Below are 22,461 nucleotides of genomic sequence, written 5' to 3' on the forward strand. Positions count from 1 at the left end.
TGTTAACACTATTTTAAAGTTTTGAAATTTGTGCCTTTTGAACTCCAACAATCTTTCCAAGTGGTTATTGTGTCAAATTACACTATTGTCTTGCTGTACTATATCATTTTCCCTAGAACATACATTCTGAGTTCATATTCATTTTTATCACTATTAGGCGTTCCAATCATTCCGATATCTTATTTTTCATTTCAGACAAAAAATATGTCTTTATTTCTTTAGTCTTCATTTCAACTTAAGAGTCTTTAAACTATTGTCAATTTCTCAAATTTTAAAGTAACCCATTGATCTTCTTTAAGATCTCCATACTTTTTTCCAAATTCTCAATAGAACCATCCAACTCAATACTAATGTTTAATTTCACTTTTGACTCATAGTTATTGCAATTCTTATTCATAAATATTTTATCTCCTTTACTTTGTTCAGGATTTATGATCTCTATCACATCAATATCGTAAAGTTCAGCCAGTTTTTTTGCATCAAGAATACTTAGGTTTGTTTTCCCAGATTCTATTTTCTGATAATTTGAATAGCTTTTTTTTTCTAATACAGTTGCAACAAATTCTTGAGTATATCCTTTTAAAGCCCTCAACTCTTTAATTTTTTTTGAAACTGCATGATAATATTGTGTTTCCATTTCATTTAAATTCATACTTGTCAAAACGATAAACCAATTATTTTCTAATAACTATTTCTCTCTAATTCGTTAATTCTACAAGAAAAATTTATAAAAGAAACTCAAACCTAAACTAGTTAACACTTAATAAAAGCATAGAAATTGTTTTCCATTGTTATGATATTGAAGGAAATTTATGAAAAAAAATCTTACTCATCAAACAAAAAGCGGTATAAAATAGCTAATTATTCCTTTTTCTTAAGTTATATAGGAAAATTGATCTTTTAATTGCAATTAAAATATGAACTTAAATCTAATGAGAGTTTAAAAGTTTTTGCTGCACATTTTCGGTGGTCGTGAGACCAATTAGACCCAGATTTGTTTCAAAATCTGTTTCAGAATTAAAAAATGTGCCCCTGCATATAGCAGAGGGCTTTTTGTGCGCACGAGAAGATTCGAACTTCCACACCCGTAGGGCACCACCCCCTCAAGATGGCGTGTCTACCAATTTCACCACGTGCGCGTGATGGTCTGCAAAAGTAGAAAGGAATGACCTTCCTTGCAAATCAATTTTTAGATATTTAGGAGCAAAACTGGGTTTAAGCTCACTATCAAGCTCTTATTTTGTATAAACTTTCCCTTCTGCCGCCAAAAGTGTATTGTATAGCAAGGAAGCTATCGTCATCGGACCAACTCCACCTGGTACAGGGGTAATAGCAGAGGCCTTTGCCGCTACTTCATCAAACTTCACATCTCCAATCAATCTGAAACCTGACTTCTTACTCGCATCTTCGATTCTGTGAATTCCTACATCAATGATAGTAGCACCTTCTTTCACCATATCTGCCGTAACAAACTCAGGCTTCCCTATCGCAACGATTAAGATATCCGCTGTTTTTGTGATTTCAGAAAGGTTTTGTGTTCTGCTATGGGTTAATGTTACGGTACAGTTTCCAGGATATTCATTTCTAGCCATCAGAATACTCATAGGCGAACCTACAATATGACTTCTTCCGATTACCACACAATGCTTTCCTGAGGTTTCAACTTTGTATCTTTTCAGCAATTCTACAATGCCATAAGGAGTCGCAGCTACATACGATGGCCAACCCAAGGTCATTCTTCCCACATTAGTAGGCGTAAATCCGTCAACATCTTTTTCTGCTTTGATTTTGTTGGTCACCTTTTCCACAGAAATATGCTTTGGCAAAGGCAACTGAACGATCAATCCATCTATTTCAGGATTTTCATTGATTTCCTCTACAACTTTCAAAAGTTCTTCTTCAGACACAGACTCTTCTAACCTCACCAAAGTAGATTGAAAGCCAACTTGCTCGCAAGACTTTACTTTTGCTCCTACATAGGTTTGGCTTGCACCATCACTTCCTACCAAAACAGCTGCTAAATGTGGTATCTTTCCACCTTCAACTTTGATTTCAGCTACCCTAGCAGCAATTTCTGATTTGATTTCTTCCGAAGTTTTCTTACCGTCGATTAAGCGCATTTTAATTTTAGATTTATTTGTAAGGTTTGAAGAGATTGTCCACCGTGGCGGATTGTAAAGTTAAAAAGTTTGGAGATACTCCTCCAAACTTTTATGATTAGCTAATATAAAATGACATCTTTTTTTAAGTGTCTAAAATAACAATTTGATTAAAGTCGGAAAATAAATTCCAAAGATCAAATATATCGCTGTAAGCTTATTTCTATTTATATAGCGAAGCATATATCTGTCATTCACTTAACATGAACTTGCTACTCCAGTCTTATATCTTGTATCTTAAGTCTTGCGTCTAATTATTAATCTAATTTCAACACAGCCATAAATGCTTCTTGTGGCACTTCTACGTTACCTACTTGACGCATTCTCTTTTTACCTTTTTTCTGCTTCTCTAATAGTTTACGTTTACGAGATATATCACCTCCATAACATTTAGCCAAGACGTTTTTACGTAAGGCTTTTACTGTCTCTCTTGCAATAATTTTTGTTCCAATAGCTGCTTGGATAGCAATCTCAAACATTTGTCTCGGTACCAATTCTTTTAATTTCTCACAGAGTCGCTTACCCCATTCGTATGCTTTATCTCTGTGAACAATGGCAGAAAGTGCATCCACAGGTTCTCCATTGAGCATCACATCTAAACGAACCATGTGAGAAGGTTGATAACCCTTTAATTCATAATCTAAGGAAGCGTAGCCACGAGAAATTGTCTTCAGCTTATCAAAGAAGTCAAATACAATCTCTGCCAATGGCATATCAAATTGCAATTCCACTCTTTCTGCTGTCAAGTAAACTTGATTTTTGATTTGCCCACGCTTATCCATACAAAGCTGAATAACAGGACCTACATACTCTGATGCAGTGATGATCGAAGCCTTGACAAAAGGTTCTTCTATGTGCTTAAATCTTGTAGGATCTGGCATATCCGAAGGAGCATTGATCACTTCATAGTTATCATTGGTCATCAATGCTCTGAATTGCACTGAAGGAACAGTGGTGATCACTGTCATATCAAACTCTCGTTCCAGTCTTTCTTGAATGATTTCCATGTGTAGCATTCCAAGGAATCCACAACGAAAACCAAATCCCAAAGCTACAGAAGTCTCAGGTTCCCAAACAAGAGAAGCATCATTAAGCTGCAACTTCTCCATAGAAGCCCTAAGTTCCTCATACTCGGTTGTATCTACTGGATATATCCCCGCAAAAACCATCGGCTTTACATTTTCAAAACCTTGAATGGCTTTTTCACATGGACGCTTGATATGGGTAATTGTATCTCCAACTTTGATCTCTTTGGCAACTTTCACTCCCGAGATCAGGTACCCAACATTTCCAGCATACATAGTTTGCTGCGGGATTTGATTAAGTCCTAAAATACCAATTTCATCTGCTTCGTATTCCCGACCAGTATTGACAAATTTGATTTTATCCCCTTTGCTAATAGTTCCATTAAAAATCCTGAAAATAACTTCAACTCCTCTGAAAGGATTGTAAACAGAATCAAAAATCATTGCTTGAAGTGGAGCTTCAATATCTCCCTTAGGAGCAGGGATACGGGTTACTACAGCCTTTAGGATATCGTCAATTCCGATTCCAGTTTTTCCTGAAGCCAAGATAATTTCTTCCTTATCACAACCGATCAAATCGATCACTTCATCGGCTACAGAATCTGGATCTGCTCCAGGAAGGTCTATTTTATTTAAAACTGGAATAATCTCTAGATCGTGCCCCAAGGCAAGATACAGATTTGAGATCGTCTGAGCTTCAATCCCTTGAGAAGCATCAACAATTAATAGAGCTCCTTCGCAAGCAGCTATAGATCTAGACACTTCATAGGAAAAATCAACATGACCTGGAGTATCGATAAGGTTGAGTATAAACTCTTCACCCTCATGAATATATTTCATTTGGATTGCATGAGACTTGATGGTAATACCACGTTCTCTTTCCAAATCCATATTATCCAACAATTGATTCTGCATATCCCTATCTGCGACAGTATGGGTCTCTTGCAATAATCTATCCGCCAATGTACTCTTCCCATGATCAATATGGGCGATGATACAGAAATTTCTTATATTTTTCATATTCATTCAGGGCGCAAAAATAGGAAATTTTAGGTGGATTAACAGTATATTTTCCGACTATCCACTAGAAATACAAGCTATTGCTTTCTAATTGACCTTTTGCTAAATTTATTTAATGCTCCAAATTATATATTAAATAGAAAATCCTTGTTGAAGATCTTTGTTTAAAATACTCCTTTATTCCTTTCTTTGTAGATCAATTAGGGAAATCATGAAAGCAATTGCAGAAAAAAAGAAGAGTCAAAACATCGCTGAATACATCATTTACATGTATCAAATGGAGGATTTAATTCGAGCTTATGACTTTAATTTGGATGAAATAAGACAATTTGTTATTTCACATTATCCCATTTCTGACACTGAAAAAGAAGAAACAGCCAAATGGTTTGAAGAGCTAAAAAACCAAATGATTGAGCAAGAAATACAGAAGGAAGGTCACCTTGCTGACATCCAAATGATCGTCGATAATCTGGCGAAAATGCACTGGGATTTACTTAAAACAGACAAAGCTTATTTTGAAACGTACAATACTGCCAAGCCATTTGTGATTGATATGATTTTGGAAGCTGGAGACAAGTCAGTGGGACATGAAATCCAAGTTTGTCTCAATAGCATTTATGGACTTTTACTCGCCAAACTCAAAGGTCGTGAGATTCCAAAAGGTTATACAGAAGCTACTGAAGCCTTTGGAAATGTATTGAGTTACCTCAGCTTTGCTCACGCAAATCAGGAATGATTTTGAATCAACTTAATTTCTCAATATTCCAAAAACTCATAAATACTCTTGTATTCTCCTTTTTCCTCCACGTAATTGAGAAAAGCATTATAAAAGTCATTACTGCTTAGTGTAGAACTGTCTCCGATTACCACCAATTTCCTTTTTGCTCTCGTGAGGGCAACGTTCATTCTTCTTGTGTCTGAAAGAAATCCAATTTCACCATTCGCATTTGAGCGAACCAGGCTAATAAAAATAATATCTCTTTCTTGACCTTGAAACCCATCTATCGAGTCTATTGTCAATAATTCGGAAAATGATCTCAAATTTGGATACTCATAGCTTTCAAAAATCAACTCTTGAAATTTACGCACCTGCGCTCTGTAGGGTGAAATCAATCCTATATTCCAACCTTCAGTTTTGATTTTCCCTATACCGACTCTTTTGAGTAAGTTTTCCAAATATTTCAGCGTGAATTTAGCTTCTTCAGCATTTAATGTACTCAAGGATTCTTTTTCTTGATGTTCACTAAAGCCTGAACCAGCTGTATCAATAAATTCAAGCACAGATTCCTCTTCTGTTAAAAAATGTATATGTGTATTAACTGCTGCCTCAAGATTATTTTTATAGAATAATTTGCTAGAAAAACCCATGATTTTCTCTGGCATACGGTATTGAACAGTGAGCATTTTCGAAGCTTCAGGTTGTCTTTTTATAACTTTTTCAAATAGTGTTTCACTCAATCCTGCTTTTGCTGCCTCATAAGACTTGATTGTTGGTGGTAGTTGTAAGTGGTCACCTGTCATCACCACTTTTTCAGCTTTCATTATTGGAATCCAAGTCGCTGCCTCTAAGCCTTGGCCAGCTTCATCTATAAAAACATAAGGAAAATCAATCCCTTTTAAAGCTTGATTAGATGATCCTACTAAGGTACTTGCAAAAACCTGAGTCATCTGAAAAACATCGTACATGATATAATTCTCAAGAATATCAGCATCTTCCTTCATTCTGCCAGCTTCATCAAGCAAGCGTTTTCTTTGAACTCTTTCTTCGTGACCAAAATTCCGTTTATACTTTCTTCCTAATTTCCTGTATTCATCTACAGATTTTCTGAGTTTTTTGAGGTCCTTATAGCTTTCATGTGAAGCGATTTTGGCATCTAGCGTTTGAGCTAAAATCTTATCATCTACCCTCGCAGGATGACCAATACGCAAGGTAGGAACCCCTTTATCTACAAGTTTTTCAACCAATAAATCAACAGCAGCATTGCTAGGTGCGCATACTAAAACTTGTCTGTTTGTCTTTAAAATATTTTGAATAGCAGCAATTAAAGTAGTAGTCTTTCCAGTTCCTGGAGGTCCATGAATAATAGCCACATCATCACTTTGATTGATTAATCTGAGAGCTTGGTTTTGAGCAGGATTTAGCTCTTGAAGATCATGATATACTTTTTGCGAGAAACTAGGTAATGTTTCACCCAAAAGAATGCTTTTCAATTCTCCAAGCCGTCCTTTGTCAGCCTTTATGACCGCCTTCATGGTCGATTCCATTTCTCTGTAGCTAGCTTCATCGAAAAGCAGATCAACACCAATTTTGCCTGAGTAAAGCCAATCGGGAAAATCATTACTTTGTAAAGTAAGTGTCATGACATCTTTCTTTACAAAATTGATGACACCGTTCATTCTAAACTCATGACCTTGAAATCCATCAGCATTTGAAAACAAGGAAACTGACTTTCCTGACTGAAAAACATGAGATTGATTGGAATCAAATCGTTCTAACTCTAGAATCAAGCGATCACCAAGTCCAATTTTTGATTTTTTTATTTGAAGGGGGTACCAACAAACACCTTGCTCCTTTTTATCTGATATTGAGGTATATAAAAACTTTTTCTTGTATTGCTCTAAATCTTCCTTCCACTCAAGTTGCAAAAGTTTCAATGAAGTTTTTAATTCTTCCTGTATATTGGGCATGAATCTTTAATTTTAGATCTAGAACCAAAAGAATATCGATGTGGTTTACTTACAAATAAATTTAATTTAATTCTGTGAATTTCTTAGCACACGCATATCTTTCTTTCGATGACCCAAAGGTGCTCATCGGTAATTTTATAGGAGATTTTGTAAGAGGTCCAATTGACGAAGTTTATGAAAAAGATATCGTCGTTGGAATAGTATTGCATCGAAATATTGATCAATTCACGGATCATCATCCAGTGGTAAAAGATGCTCAAAAGATGCTAAAACCTCAATTTGGGCGCTATGGAAGTGTGATCACGGATATGTACTTTGATTATTTTTTAGGTAAATACTGGAATAATTACCATCCTTTGCCGCTGGAAGATTTTGCTCAAAACACCTACTCTTTGATAGAAAAACATCAAAAAATCCTTCCTGAAAATTTCATGAAAGCCTTTCAATACATGAAACATTACAATTGGCTTTATTCATATTCTGAAATGGATGGAATTAGAAGAGCACTTACAGGATTATCCAAAAGAACCCGATTTGATTCCAAAATGGAGGTTGCCCATATATTTTTAGAAGAAAATCATGAGTTTTTACGTTTGCATTTTGGAGATTTCTTTGAAGATTTGGTGAAATTTTCAAAAAACAGATACCAAGTATTGAAATCGGAGATATGATTCATTGCAGGCCAAAAAAAAACACTTACTTTTCACTCAGTCTTGTACTTTTGATCTTGATCAGTGGCTTGATCTATATTTTGAATGATTTTGCTAACACTAGAAGTTTTGGTTTGATTTTTTATTTGATTAGCGCTTCTCTTATCACAGTAGTAATATTAATGCTCTTGGTAAAGATGATGGCGGGTTACAAATTCATCTCAGCTGGAAAAGAAAAAATCATCACAAGACTACCCCTCAGAGGTCAAACCAAAACTTATGATTTGAGCGAAATTTTAGCTTGGGATGAAGAAAAAGTAATGGCGAATAAGAAAGAATTCAAACAACTTACTGTAGCTTTTGCTGACAAAATGTCTTTTACCATGAGTAATCATGAACACTTGAATTATGAAGATTTTGTACAATATCTTATAAAAAAAGCAGGAAAAAAACGGGTAAAGAGTCGTTAAAATCTTGTTAAAAAAGAAACAGTCATCGCAGTATTTCCTCTAATATCTTCGTTTTTATAAGCAGCTTGAAGCAATGCCAAATTGACATTAAACTCATTATGTCTTTTGAAATTATAGAGAAAGTCTGGTTTCAGATGATCTTCTGGCTGATTAAAATCGTAAGAAAAATAAGTTTCTAAATAACCAGAAAAAGAAAATATATCATTTCTGACTTCTTTATTTTCTTGTGCCGCAAGAAAATAAGACCAAAATGTAAATAAGAAAGTAAGGCGACTTTTCATAAAAAATAAATTTAAATAAAAAGCCTGAACTCGTAAAATTCAGGCTTTCTCTTATCGCTGTGTTCTAAAATTTTTATCATAAAGCTCTATGCTCTCTTGGATAATTCTATATGCTTCATCTCTACCTAAGAAATCTTCCACTTTCACTTCCTTACTTTCTAATTTCTTATAGTCCTCAAAAAACCTATGGACTTCCTTCATCAAATGTGGAGGCAATTCATCGATATCATTGATGTAATTGACAGACTGATCATCAGCTGCCACAGCAATAATTTTATCATCTGCTTCGCCACCATCAATCATCCTCATGACACCGATTACTTTTGCTTTCACTAATGTCATCGAAGGAATATCAATTTGAGAAATAATAAGGATATCTAATGGATCATGATCCTCACAGAAAGTCTGTGGAATAAAGCCATAGTTTGCAGGATAATGAACTGCTGAAAAAAGAACCCTATCAAGGATTAACATCCCCGTTTTCTTATCCAATTCATATTTCCCTTTACTTCCTTTGGGAATTTCAATCACTCCCATTACATATTCAGGAGCTTCTTTGCCAATTTGCACATCGTGCCATGGATTGATCATATCTAAAAACTTTAAATTTTCAATTTATAAATGGGGCGCAATTTACCTCCTATTCTCATTTTATTCAAAGTAAACTGATTCTATTTTAACAAACCGATCAAAAAATGAGTAGAAATACAACTAAGTTCAAAAGACAATTTTAATTTCTATTGCTTCAATGATGGTAGAGAAATCGTGAAAATTGTACCATGATCTAATTTAGATTCTAGCTTGATTTTGCCACCCATTTGAATTACTGATTCTTTGACCATATATAGTCCTAGACCCGATCCTACATTTCTTTGGGTTGCACGGTGAAATAGGTTAAATACTTCTGTATGGTACTTTTCATCAATTCCTATTCCGTTATCTTCTATTTGTATCAAAGCCTCTTTATCATCTACTTTAATGGTGAGTTTGATAAATTTACTGTCACCTTCGATCTTTTGAAACTTATATGCATTACTAAAAAGGTTATTGAGGATTACTCTCAGTTTTGCATCATCGGAGAAGAATTTCTTACTTTGATCGATGTTGATATCGATATTAATATCTTCCAAGCCCCACTTTTCCTTATATGCCTCCAACTGTTGATTTACGATTTCATCAAAAGAGATTTCGGAGACTTTATTATCTATTTTAGTAGATCTATAAAAATCAAGCATTTTGTAGATAAAGTCATCTAGCCTTAATGTCGCAGAGTCGATCATATCAAAATATTCCAAAATATTCGGATCCTTTGCTTCCATTTTTGCCAACTTAGACACTCCAGAAATACTCATTAGCGGACCTCTCAGTTCATGCGAAAGGCTATAGACAAACTGATTCATTTCTGAATGCACTTTCTTCAACCTTTCGTTTTTGTCTTTGAGTTCCTTCTTGGTGAAATAGATTTCAGAAGCATTTTTGATCGCATTTTTGATCTGTTCCAAGTTCCAAGGCTTATCTATAAACCTATAAACTTCTCCCTTGTTGATCGCATCTATCACACTGGCAATATCAGAATATCCCGTTAAAAGAATCCTTATTGGATCAGGATTAATACGCATCAATTTTTCAAAAAACTCAACTCCTGTCAAACCAGGCATTCTTTGATCGGCTATCACTACATGAAGCTCTTCTTTTTCTGCTATCCTTAGTCCATCTTCAGCATCTATGGCAGTGATGATATGAAAATCCTTCCTTAGACTCGCCTTGAAAGAGTTTAAGTTATTATCTTCATCGTCAATATATAAAACACGTATTTTATTAGTCATTTTGCGGCGTATTTTGATAAATTGGAAGTGTTATAATAAAATTCGTACCCTTCCCTAGACTAGTATCTACTTCTAAAGTTCCTTTATGATTCTCAATAATAGTGTAAACTATTGACAATCCAAGACCAGTTCCTTTTCCTACAGCTTTAGTAGTAAAAAATGGTTCAAAGATTCTTTCTTTCACTGAATCAGGCATCCCAGGTCCATTATCTCCTATTTCGATTTTGATAAACTCACCAACTTGTGAAGTTTTTATTTTGATTAAAGGGTTTGGATTATCTGCCAAATGATCTGTCAAGGCATGAATTGCATTGGTAATGATATTCATAAATACTTGATTGATTTTACCAGCAAGACACTCTATCATCGGAATTTCTGCAAAATCCTTTTCTATTTTTATTCTACCCGACATGGAGCTATTTAGAAGTACGAGAGTGCTGTTTATTCCATCATGAATATCTACTTTTTTGACATCTTGTTCATCCACTCTAGAGAACAAACGGAGACCTTTTACAATTTCAACAGTTCGTTTGGCTCCATCATCCATTCCTCGAAGAAGTTGATCTATTTCTGTCAAGATATATTCTAATTCCAGATCTTCCTCAAGCTCTTTCAGTTCCTTTTTGGTGTCTTCATTGAATTGCTCTTCTCCTTTTTCCCGATAGACATCTACGATTTCCATCAAATCTTTGATGTCTCGCTTGAGTGGAGAAATATTTGAACTTACAAAATTAATTGGATTATTGATTTCATGAGCAATACCTGCGGTAAGTTGCCCTAAAGACGCCATTTTCTCTTGGTTGACCAATTGAGTTTGGGTATTTTGGAGGTTTCTAAGCGTCTCTTCCAACTCCTCGGTTCTCACTTTTACTTTAGATTCAAGGATTTCGTTTTGTTCTAAAATCAAACTTTCATTTTCTTTGAGAATCCTCAATTTTTCTGCCTGCTCGTCTTCTTTTTCTTTTTTCAAGATATTGATCTTATCCGCCAATGCCAAGGAAAGTAAAATCGCCTCCATCGCTGTTCCCACAAGCATTGGGAAGTTGGCTATGATATTCAATTTAACTAAGCCATTGGTCATTAGAATAAACAAAAGCAATCCAGAAATAAAAAACACCCAACCAAAAATAAAATAAATCGCAGGTCGATAACCTAAACGAGCTATTTTAAATGAAGTAAGTAGAAATAAAATAATTACTAATAACCCTGAAAAATCAGTCAATGAATAACTAATTTGAATTAATCCAGAAATCCTTACTACGAATGCTAAAAGATAAATAAATATTGTGGCTAATATAAACTTATCAAGTACTGGAGTAAACTCTTTAGTTTTAAGAAATTTACGCATAAAAAGCAAACCTGCCATTCCTGAAATTGAAGAGAAGCCAATTATGCTCAATCCATATAAATATGGGTTTTCATCTAATATGTAAAAAAAGGAGTTTCCTAATAAAGAAAGCTGGGTCAATGAAATAAATAAAATATAAACCGAATAGAAAAAATATGTAGAATCACGAATAAGGAAAAAGAGAATGAAGTTATATAGAAACAATGCAAACATAATCCCCATATAAACATTGATAATTAATGTTCTTTGACTGTATCCTGAGTAAAAGTCAGCTTCCGGAATTAATTTAATTCTCAAATTAATAGGCTCTTCACTTCTAATATGAAGAAACAATGTACTTTCATGCAAGCCATTTTGCAGCTGAAAAGTAGGAAATGGATTAGAAATTAAATTATCTCTTGTATGGTAAGTCCCTGACTTCCCAATATTTTCAATTTTATTATTCTTATTTTTTTGATAAAGTAAGACTTCTTTAAATGTTGGATTTTCTATTTCTAAAATCAATTTATCATTTTCACTAAAACCTTCTGAAACATCAAAGCCTAAAAATGCTTCCTTTACAAACCCTAAATTAAGAAGCTCATTTTCGATTTGATATTGATCTTTGATTTGAGAAAATGATTCGTCTTCATAAAGAAAATATTCTTTTACCTCAAAAACATTTTCTTCGTCCAACAAAAAAAAGTACCCAAAAGCTGGAATAAAAACAAAAAGTACAAAGGCCAATCCAATGTAAAGTGGTTGCTTATTTGATTTCATTACAAGCATAAATTGTATGAACTTAAATTAAATTCAATTTCTAAATCTCCCATTTTACTAGGTACATGAACGGTTTGATCAGGGTTTTTAATGAGGCTAAACACAAACTCTCTTTCTTCAGGTTTGGCTCGTTTCATTTCATAAACATCTTCTAATTCCATAATTGTTGCTACCAAGCCTTCTTTTGGATATAAAAAAGTTCCATTTTCACCAATTTCTTCTATTATTCTTAAGCCAACGGCTTGAGAATTCGCTACCGTATAAGGGGAACAAAATGCCATGATACATTCAAGACCTAACAATGCTGTAATTGCTACTCCAATTCGAATAAGGTAAATACTCCCAATTCCATAGCCTGATACTTCTTTAGAATTCCAAAGGCCACAGAACTCTGCCACCTTTAATTCTCTATATCGAGTCATATAATCTACTATCCTCTCGTCTTTTTCAAAAATGGCTCCTTCAAGAGGTAAAGGGAAGTTTTTACTTCTAAGTTGAACTCTTCCTCCACCCAATACATTTTCTCCGTCTTCCGACTCAACCAACACCAAGTAAACATGTGGATTATTTACCCAAGATCGATCTGCTGAGGTCACCTTAGTTACTCCATATGATTCAAGTACTTTTAGATGCCCTCTGATATACTTTTCGGTTTCTTCAGGAGAATCGGTAGCCTTAACAACTTTAATTTTAACTTTCATTTCTTTTGTTAAAGAATTCATCCAAATCAATATAAGACCTACCCGAGGTAACTATATCTCCAATTAATATTTTTCTTGCAAAATGTGCACACATCGCTCCTCCCATAATTACAGAAGAACCAAGTTGTGGCCAACTTGTTATCGTTTTTCCTATTTCAAAGAAGCTTGATTTTCCTCTAGTTGAGACTTTTTCATAATCGACAAGTGTTAGTAGAACTTCACTCTTTCTTTGATTTAAAAGTTCAAGAACCTCCTCTTCTGTTCCGAGTTTGGATAATAGCCCATGAAATAAAGGCCTATCTTTTTCTAAATCGAAACGTTCTATATCAACCATTCCTCTATCACTTGTATCCATTAACACAGGAATTCCAAGGCTTCTAGCTTTGATTCTAGCTTGTACTTTTACTTCCAAACTGTCACACTCTTCAATAAGAAGGTCAAGCTGTCCTGATTTGGTGAAAAAATCATGCATATTTTCAGGAGTAATACCTTCATCATAAATTATCACTTTCATAAAAGGATCAATTTCCGCAATTTCTCTTTTCACCAAAGTAGTTTTGGGGATCCCTAGATTAACTACACTAGATCGTAACCTGTTCATATTCCCAAGTTCTAGTGTGTCAAAATCTGCTATTCTCAATTCTCCAAATGATCTTTCCATAGCCAAACTAATGGCTACACTTTGACCAACAGATAGACCTATTATTCCAATTTTTTTATTTGAAAGGAGATCTTGCTCTTCTTGTGTAATTTTGAACTTATTCCTCACTGTTCTAACAGCTACAAATTCTTCTTCAGGCAATAAATGAACAAGCGTGTTTTTCCATGGGTAAAAAACCCAAACTCCATAGGTAAATTGATCATGTTTTCTGAAAAAATCTTCCACAGCTTCAAAAAGCGATTCAGAAGTCCAACTTATACTCGGGTTTTGAAGTTTGATCAGTTCTGCAACTTGACTTTTTATTTCATCTAAAATTTGTGTTTGTTGATTTTCTTGGAGCTGTCGAATCAAATGCAAATCGCTAGATTCTTTAGGTCTCAAAATCACTGCTTCTTTTTGACTTTTCAAATCAAGTGCTTTTTGGGTGATCATGTAATATTAATGCAGGTGATAGATAAGGGTAAAGTTATATTTTTGTATCAAGAATCATATAAAAAAAGGTAAAAATATTCACAGAAATGAATTTTATTTAGATATTTGGTAGAAAGTGAATTTTAACAAATAATCTCTACCTCAATAAAGTCAAAAAACTCAAAAGTTGCAATTCAGTTTCCAACCATCTAAATTGCAGGAGTTCCCACAAGAATTAGAAATCAATGTCTGAAATTAAAGAGGAAAAAATCAAAATTCTATACGTGGATGATGAAGAAAACAATCTTCAAGCATTCAAAGCATCATTCCGTAGAGACTATAAAGTTTTTATAGCCATATCGGCACAAGAAGCTAGAGAGTTTTTGAAAACTCAAGAAGTAGATATTATCATCACTGACCAAAGAATGCCAGAAGAAACTGGAGTCGATTTCTTAGCCTCAATTATTCCTCTTTATCCAGATCCAATCCGAATTCTTCTTACGGGATATACTGATATACAAGCTGTTATTGATGCTATTAATAAAGGACAAGTTTACCACTACCTTACCAAACCTTGGGAAGAGGATTATTTGAGAACTGTGATTAAAAATGCATTCGAAATTTATTCTTTAAGAAAAGAGAATAAGAAACTTACAGAAGACCTGATCAAATCAAATGATCAATTAGAATTTTTATTAAGACAGAACCTACTTTCTTAATACCTCGCAGCTAAGAGCAATTGAAGTTCTTTATGCGTCATTAAGAATTTCCTAGCCAAATGCGCATTTGTCAAACTTCCTCGATAAGTATAGACACCTTTCATAAACCATTTGTAGTTGAAAATCATCTCTTCAGCCCCTTTCAAATCTGACATTTGAAGCAGAATAGGTGTGAAAATATTACTCAAAGCAACTGAGGCTGTCCTCGAAACTCTTGAAGCTATATTAGGAACGCAATAGTGAATGATATCATGTTTCAAATAAGTTGGTGTAGCATGAGAAGTCATCTCAGCAGTTTCTATGCATCCTCCTTGATCGATACTTACATCAATAATTATACTTCCAGGCATCATCGCTGCGACCATTTCATTGGTAACAACCACTTTATTCTTGCCTTTTTCAGCTCGCAAGGCTCCAATCACGACATCAGCTTCTTTTAATGCTTGAGCTAAAGTAATATTATCTATCGTAGAGGTAAAAACTTGTTGACCAAGTAACTGCTTGATTCTTCTTAACTTGTAAATATGATTGTCAAAAATCTTAATATTGGCACCAAGTCCCAATGCAGTTCTTGCTGCATATTCAGCAACAGTTCCTGCTCCAATTATCACAACTTGAGTAGGTGGCACACCAGTGATTCCACCTAAAATCAATCCTTTACCATCATTTACGCTACTCAAAAATTCTGAAGCAATCAACATCACCGTGCTTCCGGCAATTTCGCTCATTGCCCTTACGACAGGCATACCTCCCACCTTGTCTTCTAAATTCTCAAAAGATACCGCTGTGATTTTCTTTGAATTTAGCGCATGAATGTATTCTGCATTTTGTTTCCCAACTTGAAGAGCTGAAATCAAACAAGCTCCAGGCAACATTTGATTAATTTCCTCAACTGTAGGTGGCTCAACTTTCAAAACCACTTCTGTTTCAAAAGCCTCCTTGGAAGAATAGACTACTTTGGCTCCAGCATCTGAATATTCCTTATCTGTAAACTTTGATTGCTTTCCAGCCTCTGTTTCTACGACAACTTTAAGACCATTATTGGTCAAAAGTCTCACAGCTTCTGGAGTAAGAAGTACACGCTTCTCTTGTTCATCGAGTTCTTTTGGAATTCCAATTACAAAATCACCTTTGGATTTTTTGACTTTTAAGGATGCCTCTTTTGGAAGAATCTCGACAGTTTCGGTGGTATCAACCATGCTGTTCGCCTTTTACAATTTTGGAAATAATCATTTCTCTTTTCCCTTCATTATCTACTTTTATCTCAATTAGCATAAATGTATCAGGAATATACTCTGGAATTTTTTCAGCCCATTCGATCCAACAATACGACCCACTATAGAAATATTCGTCTATACCTATGTCTAAAACTTCCTCTGAATCTTCTATTCTGTAGAAGTCAAAGTGATAAAATTTATCGTTTGAAGGATTGACATATTCATTGACTATTGAAAAGGTGGGACTTGACACAAGATCAATAACCCCAAATTCCTTAGCGATTGACTTTATCAAAGTGGTCTTCCCTGCACCCATTCTTCCCTTAAACACCCAGATTTTTTCAGCTAAACAGACTGCTAAAATCTCTTTAGCGATCTTGGGAATATCACTGAGATGATTACAATAGATTTTTTTCAATATATTAATTATTCTTTGGTATTAGATGGACTATTGGAATTATTATCTCCTCCAATGACACCCCTCCATGCTGGAATGTATCTTTATAATAATTCACGTAATAATTGTAGTTGTTAGGATATGCAAAGAAATAATCTTCCACGGCAAAAACATAACTTGTTGACACATTAAATCTAGGAAGCTTACCATCCTCAGGTTTGCTAATTTCAAAAACTTTACCGCTTTCAAAGTTTAGATTTTTACCTTGTTTGTACCTTAGGTTTGTCGTGACATTTTTATCTCCTATAATTTTATAAGGTTTATTGACTCGTTTTGTACCATGATCCGTAGTCACAATCACCTCAGCGCCCGCAGCACTTATCCGTTTGAATAGTTCAAATAATGAGGAATGTTCGAACCAACTCTTGGTCAGTGACCTGTAAGCAGATTCATCAGGCGCTAATTCCCTAATCATTTTCATGTCTGTTCGTGCATGAGACATCATATCCACAAAATTAAAGACAATCACATTCAAATCATTCGTCAATAAATTATGAAATTGATCCACCAAGCTTCTTCCTTGATAGGCTTGTAAGATTTTATTGTAACTATAGCGAATATTCAGTCTGTTCTTGTGAAGATTCTCAGCTAAAAACTCTTCCTCTTTGTTGTTTTTCCCCTCATCTGTATCCTCTCCTTCCCATAGATCTGGGTGAAACCTAGCCATATCAGATGGCATCAAACCGCTAAAAAGTGCATTTCTAGCAAATGCAGTTGTAGTAGGCAGTATACTATAATAGGTATTGTCTTCCTTGGCATTAAAATATTCATTGACCAAAGGTTCTAAAACTTCCCATTGGTCCAATCTCAAATTATCAATAACAATAAAGAATAAAGGCTTTCCTTCTTTTAAATGGGGAAAAACCTTTTCTTTCATCAAATTTGGAGATAAAATTGGCTTATCTGCTTTAGAATCATTTATCCAATCCAAATAATTATTTTTAATAAATTTACCAAAAGCTGTATTTGCCTCCACTTTTTGAGATTCTAAAATTTCCTGCATGCTTTTGTTTTCGGTCTTGTCGATCTCAAGCTCCCAATAAGTCAGCTTCTTATATATTTCCGTCCACTCCTGATGTGTAGAGGCTTCGCTGCATGCTGTACTGATATTCATAAAATCCTGTCTGTAAGAAAGGTTCGTTTTCTCAGAGATCAGTTGTTTATTTTGAAGAATCTTTTTAACGGATAGTAAAATTTGATTTGGGTTGATCGGTTTGATAAGGTAATCTGCAATTTTTCCACCTATTGCATCATCCATGATATGCTCTTCCTCACTTTTAGTGATCATGACCACAGGAATCTGAGGCTTGATCATTTTAATTTGTTGGAGAGTTTCAAGCCCTGTCATTCCCGGCATCATTTCATCAAGAAAAATCACATCATAATTTTCGTTTTCAACTTGCTCGACAGCATCTATTCCACTATTGACAGTCTTGATATCATAACCCTTTTGTTCCAAAAAAAGTATATGAGGTTTTAATAGATCTATTTCGTCATCAGCCCAAAGGATTTTAAATTTTTGCATAAAATTTGGTTTATTTCTTTTAAAATTATAATTACTTTTGGAACCAATCAAATGTCAGAGACATTGAAAAGCCACAAAATATTAAATGATCCTGTTTATGGATTCATCACAATTCCCAGTGAATTGATTTTTACGATTATTGATCACCCTTACTTTCAAAGGTTACGGCGTATCAAGCAACTAGGTTTGACAGATTTTGTCTATCCTGGAGCCCTTCATACTAGATTTCATCATGCTTTAGGAGCCATGCACTTGATGAGTATCACCTTAGACAATCTTCGTAATAAAGGTAATGAAATTAGCGATGAAGAATACGAAGCCTCACTTATTGCTATTTTACTTCATGATATTGGTCATGGCCCATTTTCCCATGCTCTAGAGTTTAGTTTACTCAAAAACATACCACACGAATCCCTTTCACTTTTGGTGATAGATTTGTTAAATAAACAATTAAACGGCCAATTAGATCTTGCTTTAAGAATTTTTAAGAATCAATATGAAAGAAAGTTCTTTCATCAATTGGTCTCTAGCCAATTGGACATCGATAGACTAGATTACTTGCAAAGGGATTGTTTTTTCACAGGAGTTTCGGAGGGAACTATCGGTGCGGATAGAATTATCAAAATGATGGCAATTAAAGATGATCAGCTCGTGGTTGAAGAAAAAGGGCTTTATAGCATCGAAAATTTCCTGAGTGCCAGAAGATTGATGTATTGGCAAGTATATCTGCACAAGACAACCGTAAGTGCAGAAAAAATGTTGATCAACCTGATTTCAAGAGCAAAAGATGTTCAACAAGGTGGAAGAAATCTATTTGCAACGGAAGAATTTCTTTATTTTCTTCAAAACGATATTTCCTTGGAAGACTTCAAAAAGTCAGATACTTTAATCCAAACTTTCTTAGAGCTTGATGATTATGATATTTGGGGAGCTATCAAACTTTGGAAAAAAGAGCCTGATTACATTTTGAAAAATATTTCTCAAATGTTTCTTTCTCGAAATCTATTTAAAATTACTTTGAGCAACGAAGCCTTTACATCAGAGGAATTGAACTCTTTGATCGATAAAACCCAAAAAAGACTTCAAATTCCTAAGGAAGACCTGAAATATTTCTTCTCACATGGATCGATAAGTAACAATGCCTACGTTGCAAAAGAAAGAATCCATATTTTGACTAAAAAAGGAGAGATTATAGATGTTGCTCAAGCAGCTGACCTACCAAATATCAAAGCAATGAGTAAAATTGTAAAAAAACATTATGCTTGTCGGGCTAAAAATTTAATTTTGTAGATAATAAATAGAATTCATTATGGAATTTACCATAGAACAGGTTGCATTACTTCTCAATGGCAAGGTAGAAGGTAATGGATCTGAGAAACTTACAAGGCTTGACAAAATCCAAGAAGGTAAACCTGGAGGTGTAAGTTTTTTGGCCAACGAGAAATACGAACCCTACATTTACGAAACAAAGGCCTCAGCAGTAATTGTTTCTGAAGATTTTAGAGCTAAAAAATCAATATCTACAAATCTGATCAGAGTGAAAGATGCTTACATTGGATTCACACAAATTTTAGAAGCATATGCTCAATTCACTAAAACCAGTAAGTCAGGTAGTGAAGAACCTGCATTTATTCATGAAAGTAGCACAATAGGTTCTGATCATTATAGAGGAGCTTTTTCATATATCGGAAAAAACTGTAGCATCGGGAACAATGTAAAAATCTACCCAAACGTCAGCATAGGAGATAATGTAAAAATAGGAGACAATTGTATTTTCCAACCTGGAGTGAAAATCGGTCATGATTGTGTGATTGGATCACACTGTGAATTTCATGCAGGAGTCGTGATCGGATCGGATGGATTTGGATTTGCACCTCAAGAAGATGGCACATATAAAACAATCCCACAAATCGGGAATGTCATCATAGAAGATCATGTAAGCATCGGTGCGAATACCACGATTGACCGGGCGACAATGGGATCTACTATTATTAAAAAAGGAGTGAAATTAGATAATCTCGTACAAATCGCTCATAATGTTATCATTGGCGAAAACACAGTCATTGCAGCGCAAGCAGGCATCTCTGGATCTACAGAAATTGGCAAAAACTGTGTAATCGCAGGAAAAGCGGGGATTGTAGGGCACATCAAAATCGCGGATAATACTACTGTAGGAGCAAATACAGGAGTCAGCAAGTCAATTTTAGAACCTGGACAGACTTTATTTGGCTATATGGGATTTGAAATGAAATCGTTCTTAAAGTCTTATGCCATTTTTAGAAATCTGCCTATACTTCAGGACAGATTGAGAGAACTGGAAAAAAAACAATAAATTTACGGTCTCAAATTTAAAAGCAAGAGTAAAATACCTATGAGGGTAAAACAACATACCATAAAAAAACAAGTCACCGTGTCTGGTGTAGGACTCCACACAGGAGTGATTTCAAACATGACTTTTTTACCAGCTCCGCCAAATCATGGCTACAAATTCCAAAGAGTTGACATTGAAGGGATGCCGATCATTGATGCTGATGTTGACAATGTAGTAGATGTCTCACGAGGTACCACATTAGAGCAAAGTGGAGCAAGAGTTTTCACTGTAGAACACGTTTTGGCTGCTTTAGTAGGATTAGAAATTGACAATGTATTGATTCAATTAGATGGGCCAGAGCCTCCAATTATGGATGGGTCCTCTATCCAATTCATCGAAATATTAGATAATGCTGGTCTTGAAGAACAGAATGCGTTACGAAGGTTCTTTGAAGTTCCAGAAAGTATCACCTTTCGGGATGCATCAAGAGAAGTAGAAATGGCAGCTTTGCCTTTGGACAATTATAGAGTGACTGTAATGGTTGACTACAATTCCCCTGTACTAGGCTCTCAGCATGCTTCGATCACTGATATCAGTCAGTTTAGAAATGAGATAGCGTCCTGTAGAACTTTCTGTTTTCTTCATGAATTAGAAATGCTTTACAACCAAAACCTTATCAAAGGAGGTGACTTAAACAATGCAATTGTTGTTGTTGATAGAGTTGTTGAAGAAAAAGAATTGGAACATTTGGCAAAAATGTTCAATAAAGAAAAGGTAGAAGTAAGAAAAGAGGGAATACTAAATAATGTTGAACTTCGGTACAAAAATGAGCCTGCCAGACATAAACTTCTAGATGTAGTAGGAGATTTGGCCTTAGTTGGCCGTCCTATAAAAGCCCAAATTATGGCAGCTAGGCCGGGACATGCTGCCAATGTAGCTTTTGCTAAAAAAATCAAAAGGGCAATGGAAAAAGCAGGTCCAAGCCACATTCCACATTACGACCCTAAGCTTCCTCCTGTGATGGATATCGCACAAATCAGCAATATTTTACCTCACAGGTATCCTTTCCAATTACTTGATAAAATTATTTATCTTGATGACACAGTAGTAGCGGGGATAAAAAATGTAACCATCAATGAACCTTTCTTCATGGGACATTTTCCAGCAAACCCAGTAATGCCTGGTGTTTTGCAGGTAGAAGCTATGGCTCAAACTGGAGGGATCTTGGTATTAAGCACAGTTGATGATCCAGAAAATTATTGGACTTATTTCTTGGGTATAGAAAACTGTAAATTTAGAAAAATGGTAGTCCCAGGTGATACCTTAGTTTTCAAATGTGAATTACTTGCTCCTATCAGAAGAGGAATTGCAAAGATGAAAGGTGAAGCTTATGTAGGCAACACCTTGGTATGTGAGGCCGTTATGACAGCAAGTATTGTTAGAAAAGAATCATGATCAGCAAATTAGCACAAGTACACGAAGGAGCCATTTTGAAAGAGGGAGTTCAAATCGACCCTTTCACCATGATACATGAAGATGTAGTAATTGGTGAAGGAACTTGGGTTGGTTCGAATGTCACGATCTTCCCCGGTGCCAGAATTGGTAAAAACTGTAAAATTTTTCCTGGAGCTGTAATTTCAGCAATACCTCAAGACTTAAAATTCCAAGGTGAAAAAACTTTGGTAGAAATTGGCGATAATACTACCATAAGAGAGTGTGTCACGATCAGTCGAGGGACAGCAGATAAAAAAACCACACGAGTAGGCAGCAACTGCCTCCTCATGGCTTATGTCCATATAGCACACGATTGTATCGTGGGCAACAATGTAATTATTGCCAACTCAGTTCAAGTTGCAGGTCATGTCATCATCGATGATTGGGCGATAGTCGGGGGAAGCAGTGCCATTCACCAATTTGTTAAAGTTGGCATGCATTCTATGATTTCTGGTGGTTCCTTGGTGAGAAAAGATGTCCCACCATTTACCAAAGCAGCAAGAGAGCCTTTGAGTTATGCAGGTGTCAATAGTCTAGGATTAAGAAGAAGAGGATTTTCTAGTGAAACTATCAGTCATATTCAAGATGTCTATAGGTTTTTATTTCTCAATAGTTTGAATAATAGTCGAGCTCTTGAAGAAATTGAAGTAAATCTTCCAGCTACCAAAGAAAGGGATGAAATTATCAACTTCATTCGCTCTTCAGAAAGAGGAGTAATGAAAGGATACATTAATTAATT

Annotated in this window: 21 protein-coding genes and 1 tRNA gene; 8 read left to right on the forward strand and 14 right to left on the reverse strand. The window is 35.0% G+C overall.

Going from position 1 to position 22,461, the window contains the following annotated elements:
- Nucleotides 1-271 precede the first annotated feature (271 nt).
- From BELBA_RS18055 to lepA, 4 genes are all read right to left on the reverse strand, one after another.
- Nucleotides 272-637, reverse strand: coding sequence for a helix-turn-helix transcriptional regulator (locus BELBA_RS18055; RefSeq protein WP_014774121.1), 366 nt, complete (start codon nt 635-637; stop codon nt 272-274).
- 419 nt (nt 638-1,056) lie between these two features.
- Nucleotides 1,057-1,139: transfer RNA gene (locus tag BELBA_RS18060), tRNA-Leu, on the reverse strand.
- 96 nt (nt 1,140-1,235) lie between these two features.
- Entirely contained in the window at nt 1,236-2,120 is an 885-nt protein-coding gene (locus BELBA_RS18065) for a bifunctional 5,10-methylenetetrahydrofolate dehydrogenase/5,10-methenyltetrahydrofolate cyclohydrolase (RefSeq protein WP_014774122.1), read from the reverse strand.
- A 296-nt stretch (nt 2,121-2,416) separates the two neighbouring features.
- Nucleotides 2,417-4,210: a translation elongation factor 4 gene (gene lepA / locus BELBA_RS18070; RefSeq protein WP_014774123.1), complete on the reverse strand. Its 1,794-nt coding sequence runs from the start codon at nt 4,208-4,210 to the stop codon at nt 2,417-2,419.
- Between the two features lie 205 nt (nt 4,211-4,415).
- Here lepA and BELBA_RS18075 point away from each other — a divergent pair, with 205 nt between their 5' ends.
- Nucleotides 4,416-4,940: a DUF4924 family protein gene (locus BELBA_RS18075; RefSeq protein ID WP_014774124.1), complete on the forward strand. Its 525-nt coding sequence runs from the start codon at nt 4,416-4,418 to the stop codon at nt 4,938-4,940.
- 20 nt (nt 4,941-4,960) lie between these two features.
- Here the strand turns inward: BELBA_RS18075 and BELBA_RS18080 are convergent, their stop codons facing one another.
- Nucleotides 4,961-6,892, reverse strand: a complete 1,932-nt coding sequence (locus BELBA_RS18080) for an AAA domain-containing protein (protein ID WP_014774125.1) — start codon at nt 6,890-6,892, stop codon at nt 4,961-4,963.
- Between the two features lie 74 nt (nt 6,893-6,966).
- Here BELBA_RS18080 and BELBA_RS18085 point away from each other — a divergent pair, with 74 nt between their 5' ends.
- Nucleotides 6,967-7,563 (forward strand): acyl carrier protein phosphodiesterase, encoded by a 597-nt coding sequence (locus BELBA_RS18085; RefSeq protein ID WP_014774126.1) that lies wholly within the window; start codon nt 6,967-6,969, stop codon nt 7,561-7,563.
- Nucleotides 7,560-8,012 carry a hypothetical protein gene (locus tag BELBA_RS18090; RefSeq protein ID WP_014774127.1) on the forward strand — a complete coding sequence of 151 codons (453 nt, stop codon included), beginning with the start codon at nt 7,560-7,562 and terminating at the stop codon, nt 8,010-8,012. Before BELBA_RS18085 ends, BELBA_RS18090 begins: the two co-directional genes overlap by 4 nt.
- Here BELBA_RS18090 and BELBA_RS18095 read toward each other — a convergent pair.
- From BELBA_RS18095 to BELBA_RS18120, 6 genes are all read right to left on the reverse strand, one after another.
- The gene (locus tag BELBA_RS18095) at nt 8,009-8,293 is read right to left on the reverse strand and encodes an outer membrane beta-barrel protein (RefSeq protein ID WP_014774128.1); all 285 of its coding nucleotides are present in this window, start codon (nt 8,291-8,293) and stop codon (nt 8,009-8,011) included. The two genes, BELBA_RS18090 and BELBA_RS18095, sit on opposite strands and share 4 nt — an antisense overlap.
- 51 nt (nt 8,294-8,344) lie before the next feature.
- Entirely contained in the window at nt 8,345-8,884 is a 540-nt protein-coding gene (locus BELBA_RS18100) for an inorganic diphosphatase (protein ID WP_014774129.1), read from the reverse strand.
- A 146-nt stretch (nt 8,885-9,030) separates the two neighbouring features.
- Nucleotides 9,031-10,119, reverse strand: coding sequence for a hybrid sensor histidine kinase/response regulator (locus tag BELBA_RS18105; protein ID WP_014774130.1), 1,089 nt, complete (start codon nt 10,117-10,119; stop codon nt 9,031-9,033).
- Complete coding sequence (locus BELBA_RS18110) at nt 10,112-12,226, reverse strand: sensor histidine kinase (RefSeq protein WP_157466123.1); 2,115 nt, start codon at nt 12,224-12,226, stop codon at nt 10,112-10,114. Before BELBA_RS18110 ends, BELBA_RS18105 begins: the two co-directional genes overlap by 8 nt.
- The gene (locus BELBA_RS18115; protein WP_014774132.1) at nt 12,226-12,927 is read right to left on the reverse strand and encodes a hypothetical protein; all 702 of its coding nucleotides are present in this window, start codon (nt 12,925-12,927) and stop codon (nt 12,226-12,228) included. The genes BELBA_RS18110 and BELBA_RS18115 overlap by 1 nt, the downstream gene beginning before the upstream one ends.
- A complete protein-coding gene (locus BELBA_RS18120) occupies nt 12,917-13,996 on the reverse strand; it encodes a ThiF family adenylyltransferase (RefSeq protein WP_245531103.1) in 1,080 nt (359 codons plus the stop codon). The genes BELBA_RS18115 and BELBA_RS18120 overlap by 11 nt, the downstream gene beginning before the upstream one ends.
- A 248-nt stretch (nt 13,997-14,244) precedes the next feature.
- Between BELBA_RS18120 and BELBA_RS18125 the strand changes: the two genes are divergently transcribed.
- Nucleotides 14,245-14,718, forward strand: a complete 474-nt coding sequence (locus tag BELBA_RS18125; RefSeq protein ID WP_014774134.1) for a response regulator — start codon at nt 14,245-14,247, stop codon at nt 14,716-14,718.
- Here the strand turns inward: BELBA_RS18125 and BELBA_RS18130 are convergent.
- The 3 genes from BELBA_RS18130 to porX are packed head-to-tail and all read right to left on the reverse strand — an operon-like array spanning nt 14,715 to nt 17,917.
- Nucleotides 14,715-15,917, reverse strand: a complete 1,203-nt coding sequence (locus tag BELBA_RS18130; RefSeq protein WP_014774135.1) for an alanine dehydrogenase — start codon at nt 15,915-15,917, stop codon at nt 14,715-14,717. The genes BELBA_RS18125 and BELBA_RS18130 overlap by 4 nt on opposite strands.
- Nucleotides 15,910-16,353: a bifunctional tRNA (adenosine(37)-N6)-threonylcarbamoyltransferase complex ATPase subunit type 1 TsaE/phosphotransferase gene (locus tag BELBA_RS18135; protein ID WP_014774136.1), complete on the reverse strand. Its 444-nt coding sequence runs from the start codon at nt 16,351-16,353 to the stop codon at nt 15,910-15,912. Before BELBA_RS18135 ends, BELBA_RS18130 begins: the two co-directional genes overlap by 8 nt.
- A gap of 4 nt (nt 16,354-16,357) precedes the next feature.
- Nucleotides 16,358-17,917, reverse strand: a complete 1,560-nt coding sequence (gene porX, locus BELBA_RS18140; protein ID WP_014774137.1) for a T9SS response regulator signal transducer PorX — start codon at nt 17,915-17,917, stop codon at nt 16,358-16,360.
- Nucleotides 17,918-17,968: 51 nt separating this feature from the next.
- Here porX and BELBA_RS18145 point away from each other — a divergent pair, with 51 nt between their 5' ends.
- From BELBA_RS18145 to lpxA, 4 genes are read left to right on the forward strand one after another with little or no spacing between them, the layout of a single operon-like run.
- A complete protein-coding gene (locus BELBA_RS18145; RefSeq protein ID WP_014774138.1) occupies nt 17,969-19,207 on the forward strand; it encodes an HD domain-containing protein in 1,239 nt (412 codons plus the stop codon).
- 19 nt (nt 19,208-19,226) lie between these two features.
- A complete protein-coding gene (lpxD, locus tag BELBA_RS18150) occupies nt 19,227-20,249 on the forward strand; it encodes a UDP-3-O-(3-hydroxymyristoyl)glucosamine N-acyltransferase (protein ID WP_014774139.1) in 1,023 nt (340 codons plus the stop codon).
- A gap of 39 nt (nt 20,250-20,288) precedes the next feature.
- Nucleotides 20,289-21,683 carry a bifunctional UDP-3-O-[3-hydroxymyristoyl] N-acetylglucosamine deacetylase/3-hydroxyacyl-ACP dehydratase gene (locus BELBA_RS18155; protein WP_014774140.1) on the forward strand — a complete coding sequence of 465 codons (1,395 nt, stop codon included), beginning with the start codon at nt 20,289-20,291 and terminating at the stop codon, nt 21,681-21,683.
- A complete protein-coding gene (lpxA, locus tag BELBA_RS18160; RefSeq protein WP_014774141.1) occupies nt 21,680-22,459 on the forward strand; it encodes an acyl-ACP--UDP-N-acetylglucosamine O-acyltransferase in 780 nt (259 codons plus the stop codon). The genes BELBA_RS18155 and lpxA overlap by 4 nt, the downstream gene beginning before the upstream one ends.
- The last annotated feature ends 2 nt before the right edge of the window (nt 22,460-22,461 follow it).

This window comes from Belliella baltica DSM 15883, from assembly GCF_000265405.1.
GTDB classification, from domain to species: Bacteria; Bacteroidota; Bacteroidia; order Cytophagales; family Cyclobacteriaceae; genus Belliella; species Belliella baltica.

Bases quoted from the DNA above. Each gene is read 5' to 3' on its own strand.
- lpxD (WP_014774139.1), top strand. From the start codon at position 19,227: ATGGAATTTACCATAGAACAGGTTGCATTACTTCTCAATGGCAAGGTA.
- BELBA_RS18075 (WP_014774124.1), top strand. From the start codon at position 4,416: ATGAAAGCAATTGCAGAAAAAAAGAAGAGTCAAAACATCGCTGAATAC.
- BELBA_RS18130 (WP_014774135.1), bottom strand. From the start codon at position 15,917: ATGGTTGATACCACCGAAACTGTCGAGATTCTTCCAAAAGAGGCATCC.
- porX (WP_014774137.1), bottom strand. From the start codon at position 17,917: ATGCAAAAATTTAAAATCCTTTGGGCTGATGACGAAATAGATCTATTA.
- BELBA_RS18105 (WP_014774130.1), bottom strand. From the start codon at position 10,119: ATGACTAATAAAATACGTGTTTTATATATTGACGATGAAGATAATAAC.
- BELBA_RS18115 (WP_014774132.1), bottom strand. From the start codon at position 12,927: ATGAAAGTTAAAATTAAAGTTGTTAAGGCTACCGATTCTCCTGAAGAA.
- BELBA_RS18065 (WP_014774122.1), bottom strand. From the start codon at position 2,120: ATGCGCTTAATCGACGGTAAGAAAACTTCGGAAGAAATCAAATCAGAA.
- BELBA_RS18145 (WP_014774138.1), top strand. From the start codon at position 17,969: ATGTCAGAGACATTGAAAAGCCACAAAATATTAAATGATCCTGTTTAT.
- lepA (WP_014774123.1), bottom strand. From the start codon at position 4,210: ATGAATATGAAAAATATAAGAAATTTCTGTATCATCGCCCATATTGAT.
- BELBA_RS18090 (WP_014774127.1), top strand. From the start codon at position 7,560: ATGATTCATTGCAGGCCAAAAAAAAACACTTACTTTTCACTCAGTCTT.
- BELBA_RS18080 (WP_014774125.1), bottom strand. From the start codon at position 6,892: ATGCCCAATATACAGGAAGAATTAAAAACTTCATTGAAACTTTTGCAA.
- BELBA_RS18100 (WP_014774129.1), bottom strand. From the start codon at position 8,884: ATGATCAATCCATGGCACGATGTGCAAATTGGCAAAGAAGCTCCTGAA.
- BELBA_RS18055 (WP_014774121.1), bottom strand. From the start codon at position 637: ATGGAAACACAATATTATCATGCAGTTTCAAAAAAAATTAAAGAGTTG.
- BELBA_RS18155 (WP_014774140.1), top strand. From the start codon at position 20,289: ATGAGGGTAAAACAACATACCATAAAAAAACAAGTCACCGTGTCTGGT.
- BELBA_RS18110 (WP_157466123.1), bottom strand. From the start codon at position 12,226: ATGAAATCAAATAAGCAACCACTTTACATTGGATTGGCCTTTGTACTT.
- BELBA_RS18095 (WP_014774128.1), bottom strand. From the start codon at position 8,293: ATGAAAAGTCGCCTTACTTTCTTATTTACATTTTGGTCTTATTTTCTT.
- lpxA (WP_014774141.1), top strand. From the start codon at position 21,680: ATGATCAGCAAATTAGCACAAGTACACGAAGGAGCCATTTTGAAAGAG.
- BELBA_RS18125 (WP_014774134.1), top strand. From the start codon at position 14,245: ATGTCTGAAATTAAAGAGGAAAAAATCAAAATTCTATACGTGGATGAT.